The sequence below is a fragment of the Acinetobacter sp. ANC 3929 genome (genome assembly GCF_000369405.1).
Lineage (GTDB): Bacteria > Pseudomonadota > Gammaproteobacteria > Pseudomonadales > Moraxellaceae > Acinetobacter.
In genome coordinates this window covers 278378-295979 of record NZ_KB849994.1, presented here as the reverse complement: position 1 = coordinate 295979, position 17602 = coordinate 278378, and the positions used below count along the sequence as shown (strand labels likewise).

Sequence of the window (17602 nt, the reverse complement as noted above, 5' to 3'; positions counted from 1 at the left end):
AAAACCGAATATCTTCACAGATATTCGGTTTTTTAATGTTAGATATTTTCTTCTATATTCGGTAAAGGCTGATAGTAAATCTGATTGCGCCCAAGCTGCTTTGCCCGATATAAAGCCTTATCTGCGGTATGAATCAAAAGATCTTGGCTGATTTTCGGATTACCATTAAAAACGGTAATCCCCAAACTAATCGTGACATGATTAGACACCAATGATTTATCGTGTGGAATCATTAAACGCTCAATTGCTCGGTAAATATTGGTCGCAACTGCATATGCACCTTGAGCTGAAGTTTCTGGTAATAGCACCACAAACTCCTCCCCGCCATAACGTGCAATAAAATCCATATGTCGAATCGAACTTTTAATGGTTTTTGCAATGGCTGTGATCACTTGATCGCCCATTTGATGTCCATAAAAATCATTATAGTTTTTGAAGTAATCAATATCGATAAACAAGACCGAGAGCGATTTTCTATCTTTACAAGCGACCTCATAATAATAGGTACACATCTCTTCAAAGGTACGTCGATTCGACACATTGGTCAGTTCATCATGCTGGCTCAAATGCAGCAACTCAGAAGCCTGAATACGTAAAATTTGTTCATCAATTTCAGAAATTTTAGACTTTATAAAGATTTTTCGTTCTTTGGAGGTCAACATGACACTGATTGAAAAACCAAGTAATAAGCTCCCTATTAAAGTACGCCCAATCATCAGAAAATCACTGGGGTTATTGCATACATATAACAGCAAAAGAATCACAATGGCTGCCAAAGAACCAATCCACAACATATGCAATGGACGAATTCCACTGAGGATAAAGCCCAACATATAAAGGAAAGCAATCAAGACCATCGCCTGATTTTGCAAAACCAGATTGGAAACACTCATCATTAAGGTTGAGGTTAAAATGATGGTAAAGAAAACAATGATGCAGGCAGCGGGATAAAATAGAGGATTGAGTTTTTTAAACCGAGAAAATGCCCAAAATAAGAACAATGCAATCCCTACAATAATCAAACTAAGAATACTGTAGATAAAATCGGGAACAAAATGTTCACTCCCGCGAATCACGACAAAATTAGAAGGCAAAATCAGCAAAACAAAAATGGTATAGGTAATGACACCTTGACCAAAGAACTGAATCGCATTGAGACGCGTTCGGTCAACATTGAACTTCCAAAATTCATTTTCTAGTTTTTGCGGTAAAGTCTGGTGCGCACTTTTAGACTTAGAATGTTGGGCAACAAGCTGCTCTAGGTCTTCTTTTGACCTCCGCAATTGATCAAGATCATAGCCGTTGTCCATCCCATATACTCTTTTTATGCTGCACTATTTTTGTGCCGCATAAAAAATAACATAATTTCTCGTTTTGTCATGCGCTTTGCTTAACCACTTATCCGTAATTGTAGTTACCATTTTCACACTTTATGCATTATTATTTGTATTATTTTTAAGTTTGAAGTAGACCTTGAATACTCTTACACTTTTACAACCCGATGATTGGCACGCACACCTGCGTGACGGTTTAGCTTTAAAACGTACTGTCCCTGATTTAGCTAAACAATTTGCCCGCGCAATTTGTATGCCCAATCTTGTTCCACCCGTCAAAACTGTAGAAGAAGCTTTAGCCTATCGCGAGCGTATTCTTGCTCATGTTCCTGAAGGGGTGAATTTTGACCCACGCATGGTGCTGTATTTTACGGATCATACTTCTCCAGATGAAGTGCGTAAAATTAAGGCATCTGAGTTCGTTAATGCAATTAAACTTTATCCAGCTGGTGCAACCACCAACTCGGATAATGGTGTAAGCGACATTCGCAAGGTATATGCAGTCATTGAACAGCTTGAAGAACATCAAGTTCCCTTATTGCTACATGGTGAAGTGACGCACAATCACGTGGATATTTTTGATCGTGAAAAACGCTTCTTGGATGAAGTGCTGTCGCCACTACTGAAACAGTTCCCACAATTAAAAGTCGTGTTAGAACACATTACAACAAGTGATGCGGCTAATTTTGTGCTCGAACAAGATCGTAATGTTGCTGCAACTATTACCCCACAACATTTATTATTCAACCGTAATGATATGTTGGTGGGTGGTGTCAAACCGCATTTCTATTGCTTGCCTATTTTAAAGCGTCAAACGCATCAAACAACATTGTTGGAAGTCGCAACTAGTGGTAATCCGAAATTTTTCTTGGGTACTGACAGCGCACCTCACTCGCAAGATGCCAAAGAAAATGCGTGTGGATGTGCGGGTTGTTATAGCGCGCCAAATGCCATTGAGCTATACGCACAGGCCTTTGATCAAGTTGGCAAGCTAGAACGCTTAGAAGGCTTTGCAAGCTTATTCGGTGCTGACTTCTATGGTTTGCCACGCAATACCTCAACCATTACTTTGGTCAAAGAAGATATTACTATCGCAGAATCTTTAGACTATCTTGATGGCCAAAAAATTATTCCACTTCATGCAGGTAAAACCTTGCATTGGAGAAAAGTGTGACCCAAGAAGAAAACAAAGCCCCTGTCATCGGACAACGTTTTCGTGGATTCTTGCCTGTTGTTGTCGATGTAGAAACAGCTGGTTTTAATTCGCAAACCGATGCCCTACTCGAAATTGCATGTATTCCAATCATTTATGATGAGCATGGACAATTTGTACCAGGTCCATCATTTCAGGCACATATCAATCCTTTTGAAGGTGCGAATTTGGATCGCCGTTCACTGGATTTCATTGGTATCGATCCATTTAATCCAATGCGTGTAGCCATGGCTGAAGATGAACGCAGTGCTTTACGTCGTATTTTCAAATCATTGACTGAAGTCCGTAAAGCTCAGCACTGTACCCATGCCGTGTTGGTAGGTCACAATGCACACTTTGATTTGGGATTCTTGCAAGCAGCGATTGCACGTACAGGAACAAAAAATCAAAATCCATTTCACAGCTTTTCGGTATTTGATACCGTGACACTCAGTGCGGTCATGTTTGGTCAAACAGTCTTGGCTCGTGCATGTATTCAGGCTGGAATCGAGTTTGATGGTAAAGAAGCCCACTCTGCATTGTACGATACACAGAAGACTGCTGAACTGTTTTGCTATATTTTGAACAAACTGTCTCCTCACCTTCTTGACAGTTTGGTGACAGAACCCTAATATACACCCACCTCAAGAAGTCCCTATCGTCTAGAGGCCTAGGACATCGCCCTTTCACGGCGGTAACCGGGGTTCGAATCCCCGTAGGGACGCCAAATTCAAATCTACTGTGATCCATAGTAGTACACAAACCCTTGAATTCATTAAGTTCAAGGGTTTTTTGTTGTCTATAGGAATTCACAATCTTCCCCTGAAATCTATGCACTTTAACGGTATATTTAACGGTATCTGAAAAATGTACTGGAAAATTTTGTCATGGGTAGACAGCTAAATAAATTAACAGCACTCAAAGTTAAAAATTTAAAGTTTGAAGATTCCTCAAGTAATAAGCATACGGACGGTGCAGGACTGTACCTATACGCACATAAAAATGGAAGCAAGTATTGGCGAATGGATTACACAAGCCCTATAACAGGTAAAAGAAATACACTGGCTTTAGGCGTTTACCCAACAATTACATTAGAAGCTGCAAGAAAGCGACGTGATGATATTAGACAGCAGATTGCTAATAATATTGATCCTGCTGAGATGCGAGAACAAGTAAAGCAAGAGACAAAAGCAAATGCTAAGAACAGCTTTCAGCATATTGCAGAACAATGGCTAGAATTGAGAAAACATGAGGGGAAAAAAGATTCTGAAAATATTCGTAGATTAAATAAAGATGTCTACCCTTTTATTGGTGATATTCCAGTCAATCAGCTTACTACTGCCCTTTTAGAAAATGAGGTCATACATCGTATTGTAGAACGTGGTGCTTTAGAGCTGGCACGTAAAGTTTCCATCTCTGTAAAAATGATATTAGAGTACGCTAGAAAGAAAAAACTCATCCTGATTAATCCTGCGAATGATATAACACAACCAAGACCTATACAGGGCAATTTTGCTGCTATTACTGAATCACATGACTTAAAACCCTTACTAAAAAGTGTATGGGATGAATCAAATACTAGAGTTACTTTTGTCACTCGTTGTGCAATTAAAATCTCAATTTTTATCTTTTTACGACCGGGTGAAATCAGAACTTTAAAATGGTCAGATTATAATCAGGAAAGAAAAACTTTAACAATCCAACCTTCAAAGCAAAGAAGTGATCAACCTAAAAACTTTTTAATCATCCCTTTAGCCACGCAAGCAATTGAGTTGCTAGATGAGCTTCACAAATTCACAGGACATACCGAATATATTTTTTATAGTATCCGTGGCAAAGAACCATATATCAGTGAGAGTACAGTAAATGAAGCACTCAAGCGTTTAGGTTTTAAGGGAGAACAAACTGCTCATGGCTTCCGAGCGACAGCAAGAACCATCCTTGAAGAGCAATTAAATTTCGAACCAACTTGGATAGAAAGGCAACTAGCTCATAAAGTAAGAGATGCGAATGGAGAATCTTACAACCGAACCAAGCATGTAAACAATAGAAGAGTAATGTTACAAGCATGGACAGACTTCATACTTAAAATTTAAAAATAAGTCTAAATAACTAATTTTTTTGATTTTATATTTTAATTTCGATGAAACAAATGTAAAATTCAAAAAAATTAGTATGAAACTGGAAATACAGTGGAAACTCAAGACTCAAAAAACTTAAAATTACGGAATAAATTCCGAGGAATTATAGCTAAATATAGATCCAACCATGTAAGATTGGATCCAAAAATTACAATGGAGTCTGTTTTATACTCAGAAATCAATGAGTTATTTTTGCTATCACAGTTTCAACTCAATGAAATTGAACTAAATAAATTTCTAAATTGGGTATACCTGCAAATAGAAAATTTATTGCCCCAGTTAAAAAATAAAGATATTAAGTTTGACTATTTTTTTAGAGCCAATACAGAAAATTCTATTCCAGACCTTTCAAGGCAAATCAGATTTTTAGTGAATAGAGTTAACTTAGAAAAAGATAAAATTAATCATTTTTTAATTCTGAAAAATGAATTTGAAAAACAAATATTAAATAAAGAGTATAAAAAATGTTTAGAAACTCTAGATACCATAGAACTAAAGTTTGGTTCATCATTTTGGTCAATACAAAATAGAATCTATATTATACACAACTACGAAGGACTAGAAGCGCAAAAAAAATATTCTAATGAGTTGAGAAAAAAACTTACGTATGGGTTAATAAAATATTTCATATATAATATTAGCATAAGAAATGAAGATGCAACATCAATAAAAAAATTTGATGATCAATTAAACAAAAAAATTGAAAATATTGAAGACTCAGCAATTAAAAATTATTTAACATTTAGATTAACAAGTAATGTAGAGTTCAATTTAGATCAAATAAAAGAAATTTTATTTATTGAACAAAATCACTCAATAATAGACCAATATGAAACCTTAATTGACTTATTCCAAATTATTTTCAAAGGAAGTAACTCCAACTATTTAGAAGAATTAAATATTGAAAAATTAAATACTGATGATATCAGGGTTGAAAAGTTAAAAAAATATATAAAAAACCAAGGTGAACTAACTAAAAATAGAACTAAACCACTATATGAAAATGCAAACCATATGGTTGATATATATACCTTAATTCACTTAAGCATTAATACAGACAATAAAAATTCAAACAAAAGCATAATTGAAGAATTATCAAATAAATTAAATTCAATAATTGTACGAAAAAAGGATAATGATAAAGACTTAGGTAGCATGCTTAAAATTTGTACAAATCTAAATGGGTTGAGTATTTTCAAAGACTTAATCACATTAATAAAAATAATTTACACTCATGATTACCTAAACAAGAAAAACTTAATTAATTTATCTTTAAATAGTCCACTTTATGGATTTGAAGAATCAATATATCTAGAAGAAAATAGTGCGCAGATAAAATTATTAAAAGATTATTTTTACAAAATTAATCTTGAAGAAAAGCATTCAACCTTAAAAACAATTACTTTAATAAAAAACTTATTACTAAGTAAAGAAATTGGAATAGAAAGAACAGTCGAAATAATTTCTAATGAGACAATCAAAGGATATTCCTATACATATATACTCCCTGTAACATATTCATTAAAAGATTACTCCATCAACAGCTACAGAGAAGTTAATAATAAAATAAATTTATTTATTACACTATATGAATATCATTCTTCAATTAAATCTGAAAAAGAGCAAAGAAGAGTTTCCACTCTATTAAAAACATTATTAAGAGAATATTTTAATGATCTAAAAACAACCCCCTCAAAATTAGAGATTGGGAACACAAATAAAGAAAAATATATTTATTTTATGAAATATATTTGTTCTGAAAATTTTATAGATCAATTAAAGTCAATCACTAGCACCAAGCAAGTACTTGAGGAAAGAATTAAAATATATCAAAATATTAAAGAAGTAGATCATCAAAATGAAAATATCTACAATGAAGAAATAAAACATATTGCTTTCAAACTTGCTTCTGAAGAAGGGCAACAATTAGTAGACAAAACAAGAATATATGTAGATGAAGACCACTTTAAAAAATGGATGAATATTGAGTTATCAGAATCATTCAATAGGTATAAAGATATTAAAAAAGTTAATATTGAATTACCAATTGATATCGATTCAATAGCAGAAAGTATAAAAGAAAAATCAGATAAATTATTAATTTTAACAACGGAAGATGAAGTACTACTTTACAATATGATAAAAGTTATTAAAAATGAATTCTTAACGAATCCATCATTTGGACTTGATTTCTATTTAAGCCAAAGAATACGCCACCAATCCTTTATAGGCTTAATCAGAGGACCACTAGAACATTCTAATTTAATAACTATTAAAGATTCAGTAAGCAACAAATATGAAAAAAATGAATACTTACTTTCAAAAACAGAGAATAAATCAAATGAAAGTAAAAAACTTAATCTTGCATTAATGAATTTTTCTGAAAAATTTGACAACATTTTATTATCTGCTAAAGATGACTATTTCCAAATACTATCACCAGAAAAACCGAAAGGTTTATTCAAAATTGATATTGATGCTGCTCTTTTTGAAATATCTAAAATACTTATAAATGAAGCTAAATGCATTGATGATTTTAGTGATTATATCTTACCACTACTATGGGGTGTAACTGAACAATCTCTACAAAATGTTAGGTTTTTTATATCCAATTATTTAAAACCCAACATTGAAAATTACTTTAATGAATTAAAAAACAATTTAAAAAAATATCTTAATGAGGATTCCAAATATAATATTTTATTGGAACTAAGCAATGCAATTAATGATGTAAACAAAGCATTAACCACATCTTCCAACTGGTTCTTACATGACATTGACATTTTAAACAATGGAAATAAAACATACTTTATTAAAGAAGCTTTTAATATTGCTATCTCACTCTCATTAAAATGTATAAAATCCTTTGAACCCTCTTTTGTACTTAACATTAAAGATGAAACTACAAAATTAAGCTCATTTTCTTTAATTAATATTCATGATTTAATTTTCATAATTCTCGACAATATATCAAAATATTCTGGAAAGAAAAGACCAGAAATTATTATTGATATTGACGTTGACTTAGATAAGCTTATTATTCACACCAAAGTTACCAGTCCTGTTAAAACTGAATCAATCCCCCATCACACGTCCAACATAAATAAAATAAAAAAAATTATGAAATCTGGGGATATTACTGTTAAAAATAAAACTGAAAATGGAAGTGGCCTTTTAAAGATTGCTTCAAAAGTTTATCAAAAAGAAAATGGTTATTTAGACTTCAATATAATTGATAAACACTTTATACTAGAAGTAGCTTACTCTTTAAAAGTAAATAGCATGGAAGCATAGCATGAAAGATTTAAATATTTTAATTGTTGAAGATGATTCACAAAAATTTCTTCATATAAAAAATCATATATTAAAAAATAAAGAACATGCATTTTCTTTATTTTTCATGCAAGCAAATAGCGTAACTGATGCAATTAATAAAATTGAAGAAAAGCAACCTGACATCTTGATTTTAGATATTTCACTTCCTACTTTCAATATTAGTAATAATGAAAGTGGTGGTAGAGCACGCCATATAGGAGGTGTTGAAATTCTTGATTTTATGGATTTAATGAGTATTTGTTGTAAAACAATAATTCTCACTGGTTATGAAGCTTTTCTAATTGAAAATAAACCGATAGATTTTATTAATTTTAAAAATGAACTAATTGAAGATTTCCCTAATATCATTCATGATGTACTTTTTTATAACTCAATAAATGCGAACTGGAAATCCAAGATCTTAGAATATATATATTAATCATGAAAATATTAATCGCTGATGACAATCCTAAAAGATATTCAACTCTTTGTGATAAACTATATAACTTAGGAATTTCTAAAAATGATATCAATATAGCTGGATCAACTACTGATGCAACGAATCTTTTAGAAACATGTGAATATGATCTTTTAATCATAGATTTAGTCTTACCAATTTTTTCACAAGAAACTGCGACAGATTGTAATAGTTCAATGGAGTTAATAGAAAGAATTAAAATTGACGATACCTTTAAAAGACCATCTTATGTTATTGGAATAAGTGCTGATATAAATCTTATCAATGATAATAAATATCTTTTTACTGAAATATCATGGAATATTTTACTTTATGAAGCACATACAGACCAATGGATGAATACAATATTAAAATATTGTAATTATAACCTTTCAACAACTATAAAGAAAACACCTTCAGTTCCCTCACATGACCATCTATACGATATTCCTTCGATATTAATAGTATGTGCTTTAGATAAAGAAACAAATCACCTTTTAACTAAAAAGGCATGGAATTGGGAACCAGCAGCGACAATTGATGGAATTGTTTACAATAAAGGTTCTTTCCAAGATGAAAATAAAGTTCATAGAAATATTTTTTTATGCACTCTTGATGAAATGGGAATGGTTGCAACCGCCGTTTATACAACTAAATTAATTTCTAAATTTAAAATTGACTTATTATGTATGATAGGAATTTGTGCAGGTGATCCTAATAAAACAAATTTTGGTGATATTATTTTTGCAGAATCAGTTTGGAATTATCAAAGTGGTAAATTAGTGCTTAATCCTGAAGATAATTTTTCAATTTTAAAAAGTCGTGCTCATTACATTCCAAGTGATACAAATATTAAATCTAAATTAAAAGTATACAGAAAAAATAATCCTAGTTTTATCAAAGCATTAAGAAGAAGAAAATTCCAAGCCTTATCTTCCGTTTCACCTCAAATAAGATTCGGAAATATTGCTTCTGGTTCTACTGTATTAGCAGATGGCGTAACTATTGATCAAATTTTGAATCAAGATGGAAATACGATTGCTGTTGAAATGGAAATTTATGGATTATTCGCTGCTGCATTTTGGGCAAATGAAGAAAAACGGCCTAAATTTTTTGCTCTAAAATCAGTTTGTGATTTTGCTGATCCTAATAAAGCTGATATTGCACAGGAATATGCAATATTAACTTCGACCGAAATTCTTTTTGACTTTCTAACTAAACATATTCATGAAATTATTTAAGAATATCTATTAAGCTCATTGATGCCAACAAACTAAAAACAAAACAACCTATTGATAAATAAGTAAAAACCCTAAATGTAAATCTAAATATTTCACCGTATGTATAATTTTTTTCAAAATCAATATAATAAGTACTTCTACTTCTACATGCTTTAAAATTTATTTCCTCATCATTAAAAATCCTATATGCTTCATCTATATTATTTAATTCCCATTCTCTTAATTTTTCTTCCACCTCTTTCAACATAAATGAAGTTCTTTCATCAAGTTTAAAAAAACTAAAATTTACAGCAATAATTAATATACTTATCAAACAACCAAATATATATACATGTTCACTAAGAAAAAAACCAAATGATGAAAACATTGCTATGGTTATTACAATATAGAAATTAAAAATACTCATTCTTTGTTGAGAATGAATTTGAAAATAGTTCCATAATAGTTCATAGGCATTAGTATAAGTCATCACATCATCCATATTTTATATTCAGAAAAGTTTACAATAAATTAACATCTACTACCAGTTTTCAACTAAAAATATTAAGTCATGTTTTTTTAAACTTTTTGATTGATTTGCAATATATCAATATTAAGATTAATTGCAAGTATAACAGAGCAAAGCAATCAGAAAGTATTCAACCGACAGAACGCATCTAATCAAATGTAAGTAGTAACTGAGGGCGAAAGTTATTCTTACTTATTGGTTTCAATTTCTTTCCCCACCTTAAATTAGCTGCTAAGGGGTGGGATGGGCGGGAAAGCGGAGTTGCTAAAAGGTATGGGGGCTAAAAATAAAACTCCCCCTATGTGTATATGTACTACATAGCCTTTGCAATACCTCGTTCTTTCAAAAGATTAGAGGAAAGTTCTGATCCCCACCCCTCAAAAAACACTCTCATTTGCATTTAGAGACACTTTAATTATTTCCACTACCACCCCATAGTCCAACATCCTTTTATTTCAAATAGAGTATTTTAGGAGTATATAGCACCCTATATTTAATTTACTTAAAGTTTTATTATTTTATCTCTGATTATAAAACCTATCACCAAGTACAAAAGACCAATTTGACAAATAAAAATATTACTGTTAAAACCAACTTTAAAAAAGATATATCGATTAAAAATATAATTATTTGGTACAAAAGCATTTAGATTTATTTAAGATCTCAAAGCATAAATAATCGTATTTCACATCTAAATACTGCCACCTGCTGCATTGAAAATTAATAGGATATATATTATTAGATATACCCTATTACACAATCATTTTATATTTATTTAAATTTATATAAAATTTAATTACTTCCAACCATCTCATTACTACATTACCAGTTAAGACTTATTTTTTATTAATATAACTATGCCTAAAACATTAAAATCAGTATCTAAAGGATACACATACAACACAAATTACAATCTAGATCCTAGAAGATTTGAGTCAATTATAAGACTATTAGAAGATAGTAGAGATAACTTAAGTAAAGCTGATGCTGCTCATATCGTAATCTCATTGGAGAATAGTGATTTTGATCTTTCATCAATAAATCAATAAATCAATTATTAATTAAATTATTGCAGAAAGGCATGAATACTCGGTTATGGGTACTACTTAGTAAAAGAATTTACAGATCAAAAAGGCTACCATCTGCATCTGCTTCTCACTTTCAGTACAGGTGAATATAAGAGTTTTACTATCCTGACAGAAGTAAACAAAGCTATATGTTTACTCCCATTAGTCAAAGGCTCAATTGCCCAACCTAAATGGAATTGGAGTGAAAACGATGAAACAAAATACTTTCATAGACTAACTATAGAATCACAACTATATGATGCTGTATTACGTTATTCCTATTTAGCTAAAAATGAAACAAAAGAGAAATTCAAAGGTACCAAAATTGTTGCTTCAAAATTCCCTGCTCCACATAAAACTAAGCAAGGTCAGTCTAAAAGGATTAGAAATTTAAATAAATCTTAATTTCAGCAAACTTCTTATAAATTCACATTGCGCATATAGATAAGAAAATAGTTTTATCTATATGCACATTAAAGACTCTTACCAAATTCCTTTAAAAGCCATTTCTCTAATTTTTCTTACTGATTTTAAGATCTTTTCATATTTTTTAAACTTAAAATTGCTGATGTGTGCTGAAAAAACAGGAGGTTTTAACTTGGTAAACTAAACACACTCATCAGGAGTTTACCATGAGCAAGAAACACAAGACTTACACCACAGAATTTAAAGCTGAAGCCATCAAATTAATTGAAGCCAATCAAGGCAATGTCTCGGAAACAGCTAGACAACTTAGCATTTCAATGCAAACTCTTTCAAATTGGAATACCAAAGCAAAGGCTGGAACTTTAGCAGGTACAAAACAGTATTCACCTGATCTAAACGCTCTACTCGAAGAAAATAAAAAACTCAAACAACAGCTCAAAATAGCTGAAATGGAACGTGAATTTTTAAAAAAGGCAGCAGCGTACTTTGCCAAAGAAAGTCAGTAAGGTACGCCTATATGAAACAAAAAAGATATTCTTTTCCAATTACCTTAATGGCTCGATTACTTCATGTTTCAGTTTCATGTTTTTATGATTGGCTCAAGAGAGGCGTGAGCAAAAGAACGATTCAACGAAATCAACAGACGATATTGGTGAAAATAGCCCATGAGGAGACAAGGCAGAGCTATGGTTATATTCGATTAACCAAATACTTACAAGCTCAGGGTATAAAAATGAGTATGTACGCTGTACGTCAGATAAAAGCGCTGAACCACCTGTATTGTAAGCGACACAAGCGTTTTAAAAGGACTACGAATAGTGACCATAATCGAGCGATCTATGAAAACCTGCTGGAGCAACAATTCTCAATGACTAGACCAAATCAAGCATGGTCAAGTGATATTACGTACATATGGACTGTTGAAGGATGGCTGTATTTAGCAGCGGTAAAAGACCTTTACACGAAGCAAGTGGTTGGCTATAGCTTAAATGAGCGCATGACAACACAGCTTGTTTGTAATGCGCTAAATATGGCTATTCACAATCAAAAACCAACCAAAGAACTGATTGTGCATTCAGACAGAGGAAGTCAATATTGCAGCCATGAATATCGAAATATACTTGAGCAATATGGTTTTCAAGGTTCAATGAGCAAGCGCGGAGACTGTTACGATAATGCACCGATTGAAAGCTTTTGGGGAATATTGAAAAATGAGTTAGTTCATCATTACAACTATCAAACTAGAGAAGAAGCCAAAGCAGATATTATAAAATACATTGAGTTATTTTATAATCATCGAAGAATTCAAAAGGGTTTGGGTTTTAAGACACCAAATCAAATGGCCGAAGACTTTTATAAGTTGGCTGCCTAGAATCTCCCAAGGGAAAGTCTCCTGATAATTCAGCGTATATCATGCCTCTTCACTCCCTTGTTTAGCAGCCATTTCCATATAATAAATTCCTTTACTTATATCTTTCGGTACTTTATTGCCATATCTATAAGCATTTCCGAGATATAGTTGTGAAGTTTGATCTCCTAATTCAGCCGCCTTTTTTAAGCAACTGATTCCTAAGTCTATATCTTGATTCAATGTATAACCTAAAATGTATTCATATCCTAAATAGACAAGCGCTTTCACATTGTTCTTAGAAGCAGCATCTAAAAGTAAATATTCTCCTCGTTCAATATCTTTTTCCCAATATACGGTCGTATTCGACACACCATTCTCATCTGTTTTGTATACCTTTCCTCCTAGAACAAACATCATGCCTAACTCGTATAGAGCATCTGGATGATCTTTATCAGCAGCTATTGTCATATAGTATTTTGCTAACCCAAGATCTTTACTTTTTTGATCGTATCGGTAGATCATGGCTAGATTATATAAATCATCAGTACTTTCTTCATTTTTGTTTACTCTTTCGTTCAATAATTCAAAATTTGGAACTTCTGCATGTATTGAAATCGAAGAAAACAAAAAACATAAAAGCAAAGTATATTTAATTTTCATTACTATATCCTTTTAATTACTAACAATTCTTAATGATTTTTTATTAAAGCAAAAGCAGATAAAATAAATACTGGATATGGAAAAGCATCTAAACTATTCCCATACTTTGAAGCTACATACAGCACTAAAATCATAAACAAAAAATATACGATCCAATTTAAAATATTAAGCTTTTTAAATTCTTCCTTTTTGAAATACAGATGATTAAAAGTGAAGACACATGTTGCTATAATGATCCACCATAAAGCTGATATAGTATCGAACTTAATATATAAAAATATATTAAAGATAAATATAACACCTATTTGCATTGTGAATTTTTTTGTACTCTTATCCATTATTCCCCCTAATTTTTAAGAGCTTATGTTATTCAGAATTTTCCATTTTTTATTACAGTCGCAATATCCTGTAAATCTCTAAAAATACTTTCTATTCGATTTGTTGGCGTAGATCGTATGTTTAATTTGGCTTCATGCTCTGTAGGCGTTAATGGTTTCTGCGTTCGAGGGAGATAGCCCCATTCACGCTCATACTGCTTACAGTATTCCTCATACTCTTTAAGCTCTTGTTGATATTGAGCTTCAGTTTTTCTACTCATAAATGCTCCCATTGATAACTTTTCTTTAGTTTACAGTAAATACTACGTATTTCGTAGTAAAAATTATTCTTAAATATACGAAATTCGTAATACTGATTGCGAATTTTTTTCTTATGAATGACGATGCAAAATCAAAATTTTGTAATAGGCTTAAAGCAATACGTAAAACCCAAAAAATTTCTCAAGAAAAATTAGGTTTGTTGATTGGGTTGGATGAATTTGTTGCGAGTACTCGAATCAATCGCTATGAAAAAGGTATACATACGGTTGATCCAAATACTGCGGAACGTATTGCCAAAGCACTAGATGAACCTTTATCTTTTTTTTATGCCGAAACAGAAGAACTAGCTGAACTTAATAGAATTTTCTATCATCTTGACGCAGCTAAAAAACAACAACTATTGATATTGGCTCGTGAACTTACTTCTAAAGCAGAAGATTAAGAAACAACGAAACTTTTCATTTAAGCTTATGTTTTTATTTTTTATTTTTTACAATCCAAAAGAAACAAAAGCTCATACTTGTCCTTTGAAATGAGCTTCTGTTGATAGACTATTACTGATACAGATACTTTGAAAAACATTCTTGGAAGTCTGCTATGTCATACCCCTTCTTTGTCTGCTCTCCAAAACGGATTTGTTTTGATGAGATATTGAACTGTTTTAGAATCTGAGCTAACTGACGAGGCGTAATTTTCCCACCTTTGTTCAAATATCGCCATGCAGCTTCTTCATCCTCACATAGCGCATTTATTAAATCCATAGTGGGTAAACGATCTAATTTCAGCTCAGCAAATACTCTTCTGATATCAAATAACATTAATTCATTAACATGAGGTTCATCAGAATTAATCTTACAAATCTCTATAGCTGCGTTTCGTGCCTCTTCTGCTATGTGATCACCGAGTAATTCAGAAATTGATAATAGAGGCTCCCAACAATCTTTTTGACGGTCACTCAATTTATCAGGCATTTGAGGCTCATACTTCATCAATTGTTCAATATGATTATTTGCCCATTCTGATACAAGCTGTTTAATTCTATCAAAATCACTTTCATTAGCTTTACGTAACTTTTCCTTTTCTATATGTACGGGCTTACGATACATGTTAATCACAATTGATCTAGACTCAATCGTAGAGGGTAAATTACCAATACCAGCGATTACTTTTGGACAAAACACATTAAATTGAGTCGGTTCACTATCCTGTCCCACACAACGGATTACACACCCCGTGCTTTCAAATCCAGCATTTACAATACCTCGCAAATCTTCACTTCGACTTAAGAAAGTATCTGCTTCATCAATAAGTACTGTAGGCTTGTACTGCTCTATATAGCGAAATAATGCTGCTGGCGTTATATTGCTTGTTGAGACAGGATCGTGGCATAAGCAACCTATTAAATTGAGTAGCTGGGATTTCCCTGCTCCTTTAGTGAATGCTGTAATAGCAAGAATTGGAGCTACTTTAAAAGCAGGCATACACCATGATTTAATAACCCATAAAGCTATAGTCGTATTTTGATAAGGTTCACAATAAATAAAGCGATCAATTGTAGAACACAAAACTTCATAAATATGTATCCCAATGTCTTTCTTATCAGGATCTAAACACTTTTCACTTTCTCTTTTTATCTTTAATTCTTCTGTTGGCAGAGCAGTTGTATTACTGCCATCGTTGTTATCAAACATAACTATTCCCCTGTTCTGAAATAGTTGGTTTGTCGAACTGCGCAAGCCATTCATGGACTTCATGGCAATGCCATCTAGTCAATGTATTAACTTTAACAGGTGCTGGAAAAGTGCCCATTTTTACCCATTTCCATAAGGTAGACCGTTTAATGGGCAAGAGAGGTAACATTTCCTTTGCGCTAATCAACCCCTTTTGCGGCAATTCACACTGCACCACATCTAAAGAAAAAGAGTTACTTTTACTAACAACATTATCAATACTCATAAATAATCCTATACGATTGATTTAATTCATCATTTAATTAATGACTAGGATTATTTTGCAAGATTTATTCAAATGTTTTCTAGCTTCATCTCGATCACAAAATACACAAAAGAAAGGATCAAGGTTTAAAGTCACAATACATCTATATCTTCTTCAAAAATTTTATCAATTATTGACTGACCTTCATCTATGCTATTTATTACTTTTTGCCAATTATTATTAAAATTACTTACTAAAAAGTTCAGAGAAATATCCTGCGTTACATATTCAAATACATCTTTTTTTATGCCCTCTTTATCACCGCTCATCTGGTTAGGCTTTTCTCTATGGTTTTTTAAACGCATATATCTTATTACTGTAGGAATAATTAGTTTGAATAACTCTTTATCGCTAATCTTTTTCTTTTTTCCTATACTACCCTCAACAATATTTTCAATATCTTCCTTAAATTTAAAGACTTGGCTTTTTAAAAACATACACTTTTTTGAATCAAATTCTTTTACATTAGATTTCCTATAAATAGTGTAGGTTTGATTTTTATAAAAATTTAAATTTTTCTCTATCTCTCGTTCTTGTCCCTCCTCACCCAGTAAAATTATTTTCTCTTTTTGTGTAAGGTTTGCTGTCAGACGTATTTTACTCAATGGAAATTTTATAGGTACATCATCAATTAAATTACTTACAAATGATTCTGTAAGATCAGGAGTAATATATCCACGAAAATTAACGTAACAAGGGCAATGAATATCTCCAAGTCGTCTATCAGCTAAATAACTGGATTCGTTAAATGTTCCTTTTCTAAATTTTTCATTATAATCAGCAAAATTCATATCAATACTAATGCTTAATAGACCGTCCCATAAAAAACAAGGAGTCAATTGAGATTGCGCCACTAGCTTCCAAAGCTCTATCTTATTTATAGCTAATATACTTATCACTTCCTCTATATCACAATACTCCTCCTTTACACCTTCACGATAGCTTAAGATATTATTTTCTAAGCATCTAACATGATATGCAGAAATTTCATTGAATAGGTCAGTCATAAGCCCCCCTCTTTAAATTCAAAGATTTTTTACAAAAGTAAACATTTTGGTTACATTTAGGTCTATGATACAGAGCTTATGAAGACTAGCCAATCATTCTATTTCTTTTATCCTATGGGGTTATATTTAACAGTACATCTAACGGTATAAACAGATTTATAAATTATTTTTAATTTATAAAAACAAATACTTATATAAACAATAAGAATCCCCGTAGGGACGCCAAATTTGAAAAAGCCACTGCATTTTAAGACAGTGGCTTTTTTATTTACTTAAAACAATAAAAAGGACTCCGAAGAGCCCTAATAT

At 31.8% G+C, this 17602-nt stretch carries 16 protein-coding genes and 1 tRNA gene; 9 read left to right on the top strand and 8 right to left on the bottom strand.

Annotation, left to right across the window (positions count from 1 at the left end; all coding sequences use genetic code 11):
- Positions 1–38: 38 nt before the first annotated feature.
- Positions 39–1310, bottom strand: coding sequence for a GGDEF domain-containing protein (locus F909_RS18330; RefSeq protein WP_005145334.1), 1272 nt, complete (start codon positions 1308–1310; stop codon positions 39–41).
- Between the two features lie 163 nt (positions 1311–1473).
- Here F909_RS18330 and pyrC point away from each other — a divergent pair, with 163 nt between their 5' ends.
- From pyrC to F909_RS18365, 7 genes are all read left to right on the top strand, one after another.
- Positions 1474–2508, top strand: a complete 1035-nt coding sequence (gene pyrC / locus F909_RS18335; protein WP_005145333.1) for a dihydroorotase — start codon at positions 1474–1476, stop codon at positions 2506–2508.
- The gene (gene rnt, locus F909_RS18340; protein WP_032877481.1) at positions 2493–3158 is read left to right on the top strand and encodes a ribonuclease T; all 666 of its coding nucleotides are present in this window, start codon (positions 2493–2495) and stop codon (positions 3156–3158) included. Before pyrC ends, rnt begins: the two co-directional genes overlap by 16 nt.
- 19 nt (positions 3159–3177) lie before the next feature.
- Positions 3178–3253, top strand: a tRNA-Glu gene (locus F909_RS18345).
- Between the two features lie 160 nt (positions 3254–3413).
- Positions 3414–4622 (top strand): tyrosine-type recombinase/integrase, encoded by a 1209-nt coding sequence (locus F909_RS18350; protein ID WP_005145331.1) that lies wholly within the window; start codon positions 3414–3416, stop codon positions 4620–4622.
- Positions 4623–4718: 96 nt separating this feature from the next.
- On the top strand, positions 4719–7961 hold the full coding sequence (locus F909_RS18355) for a hypothetical protein (protein ID WP_005145320.1): 3243 nt from the start codon (positions 4719–4721) through the stop codon (positions 7959–7961).
- A gap of 1 nt (position 7962) precedes the next feature.
- On the top strand, positions 7963–8421 hold the full coding sequence (locus F909_RS18360) for a response regulator (protein WP_005145318.1): 459 nt from the start codon (positions 7963–7965) through the stop codon (positions 8419–8421).
- A 2-nt stretch (positions 8422–8423) separates the two neighbouring features.
- Positions 8424–9680, top strand: a complete 1257-nt coding sequence (locus F909_RS18365; protein ID WP_005145315.1) for a phosphorylase family protein — start codon at positions 8424–8426, stop codon at positions 9678–9680.
- On the opposite strand, the gene F909_RS18370 is transcribed toward F909_RS18365, so the two are convergent.
- Positions 9673–10149 (bottom strand): hypothetical protein, encoded by a 477-nt coding sequence (locus F909_RS18370; RefSeq protein ID WP_005145314.1) that lies wholly within the window; start codon positions 10147–10149, stop codon positions 9673–9675. The two genes, F909_RS18365 and F909_RS18370, sit on opposite strands and share 8 nt — an antisense overlap.
- Before the next feature lie 1738 nt (positions 10150–11887).
- Between F909_RS18370 and F909_RS18380 the strand changes: the two genes are divergently transcribed.
- Positions 11888–13053, top strand: a protein-coding gene (locus tag F909_RS18380; RefSeq protein WP_085940844.1) for an IS3-like element ISAba22 family transposase whose coding sequence is annotated in 2 segments (ribosomal slippage) — positions 11888–12146 and positions 12146–13053 — 1167 coding nt in all. Because the reading frame shifts where the segments join, the coding sequence is not laid out codon by codon here.
- Positions 13054–13092: 39 nt separating this feature from the next.
- On the opposite strand, the gene F909_RS18385 is transcribed toward F909_RS18380, so the two are convergent.
- From F909_RS18385 to F909_RS18395, 3 genes are read right to left on the bottom strand one after another with little or no spacing between them, the layout of a single operon-like run.
- A complete protein-coding gene (locus F909_RS18385) occupies positions 13093–13692 on the bottom strand; it encodes a tetratricopeptide repeat protein (RefSeq protein ID WP_005145312.1) in 600 nt (199 codons plus the stop codon).
- A gap of 29 nt (positions 13693–13721) precedes the next feature.
- Entirely contained in the window at positions 13722–14030 is a 309-nt protein-coding gene (locus tag F909_RS21195; RefSeq protein ID WP_005145308.1) for a hypothetical protein, read from the bottom strand.
- A 32-nt stretch (positions 14031–14062) separates the two neighbouring features.
- A complete protein-coding gene (locus F909_RS18395) occupies positions 14063–14290 on the bottom strand; it encodes a hypothetical protein (protein ID WP_005145306.1) in 228 nt (75 codons plus the stop codon).
- A gap of 113 nt (positions 14291–14403) precedes the next feature.
- On the opposite strand from F909_RS18395, the gene F909_RS18400 reads away from it, so the two are divergent.
- Positions 14404–14733 carry a helix-turn-helix domain-containing protein gene (locus tag F909_RS18400; protein ID WP_005145305.1) on the top strand — a complete coding sequence of 110 codons (330 nt, stop codon included), beginning with the start codon at positions 14404–14406 and terminating at the stop codon, positions 14731–14733.
- Between the two features lie 112 nt (positions 14734–14845).
- Here the strand turns inward: F909_RS18400 and F909_RS0120085 are convergent, their stop codons facing one another.
- The 3 genes from F909_RS0120085 to F909_RS18410 all read right to left on the bottom strand — a co-directional run bounded on the left by F909_RS0120085 (position 14846) and on the right by F909_RS18410 (position 17293).
- Complete coding sequence (locus tag F909_RS0120085) at positions 14846–15982, bottom strand: DUF3631 domain-containing protein (protein WP_005145303.1); 1137 nt, start codon at positions 15980–15982, stop codon at positions 14846–14848.
- Positions 15975–16247, bottom strand: coding sequence for a helix-turn-helix transcriptional regulator (locus F909_RS18405; RefSeq protein ID WP_005145301.1), 273 nt, complete (start codon positions 16245–16247; stop codon positions 15975–15977). Before F909_RS18405 ends, F909_RS0120085 begins: the two co-directional genes overlap by 8 nt.
- Before the next feature lie 131 nt (positions 16248–16378).
- Positions 16379–17293 (bottom strand): hypothetical protein, encoded by a 915-nt coding sequence (locus F909_RS18410; protein WP_005145300.1) that lies wholly within the window; start codon positions 17291–17293, stop codon positions 16379–16381.
- Between the last annotated feature and the right edge of the window lie 309 nt (positions 17294–17602).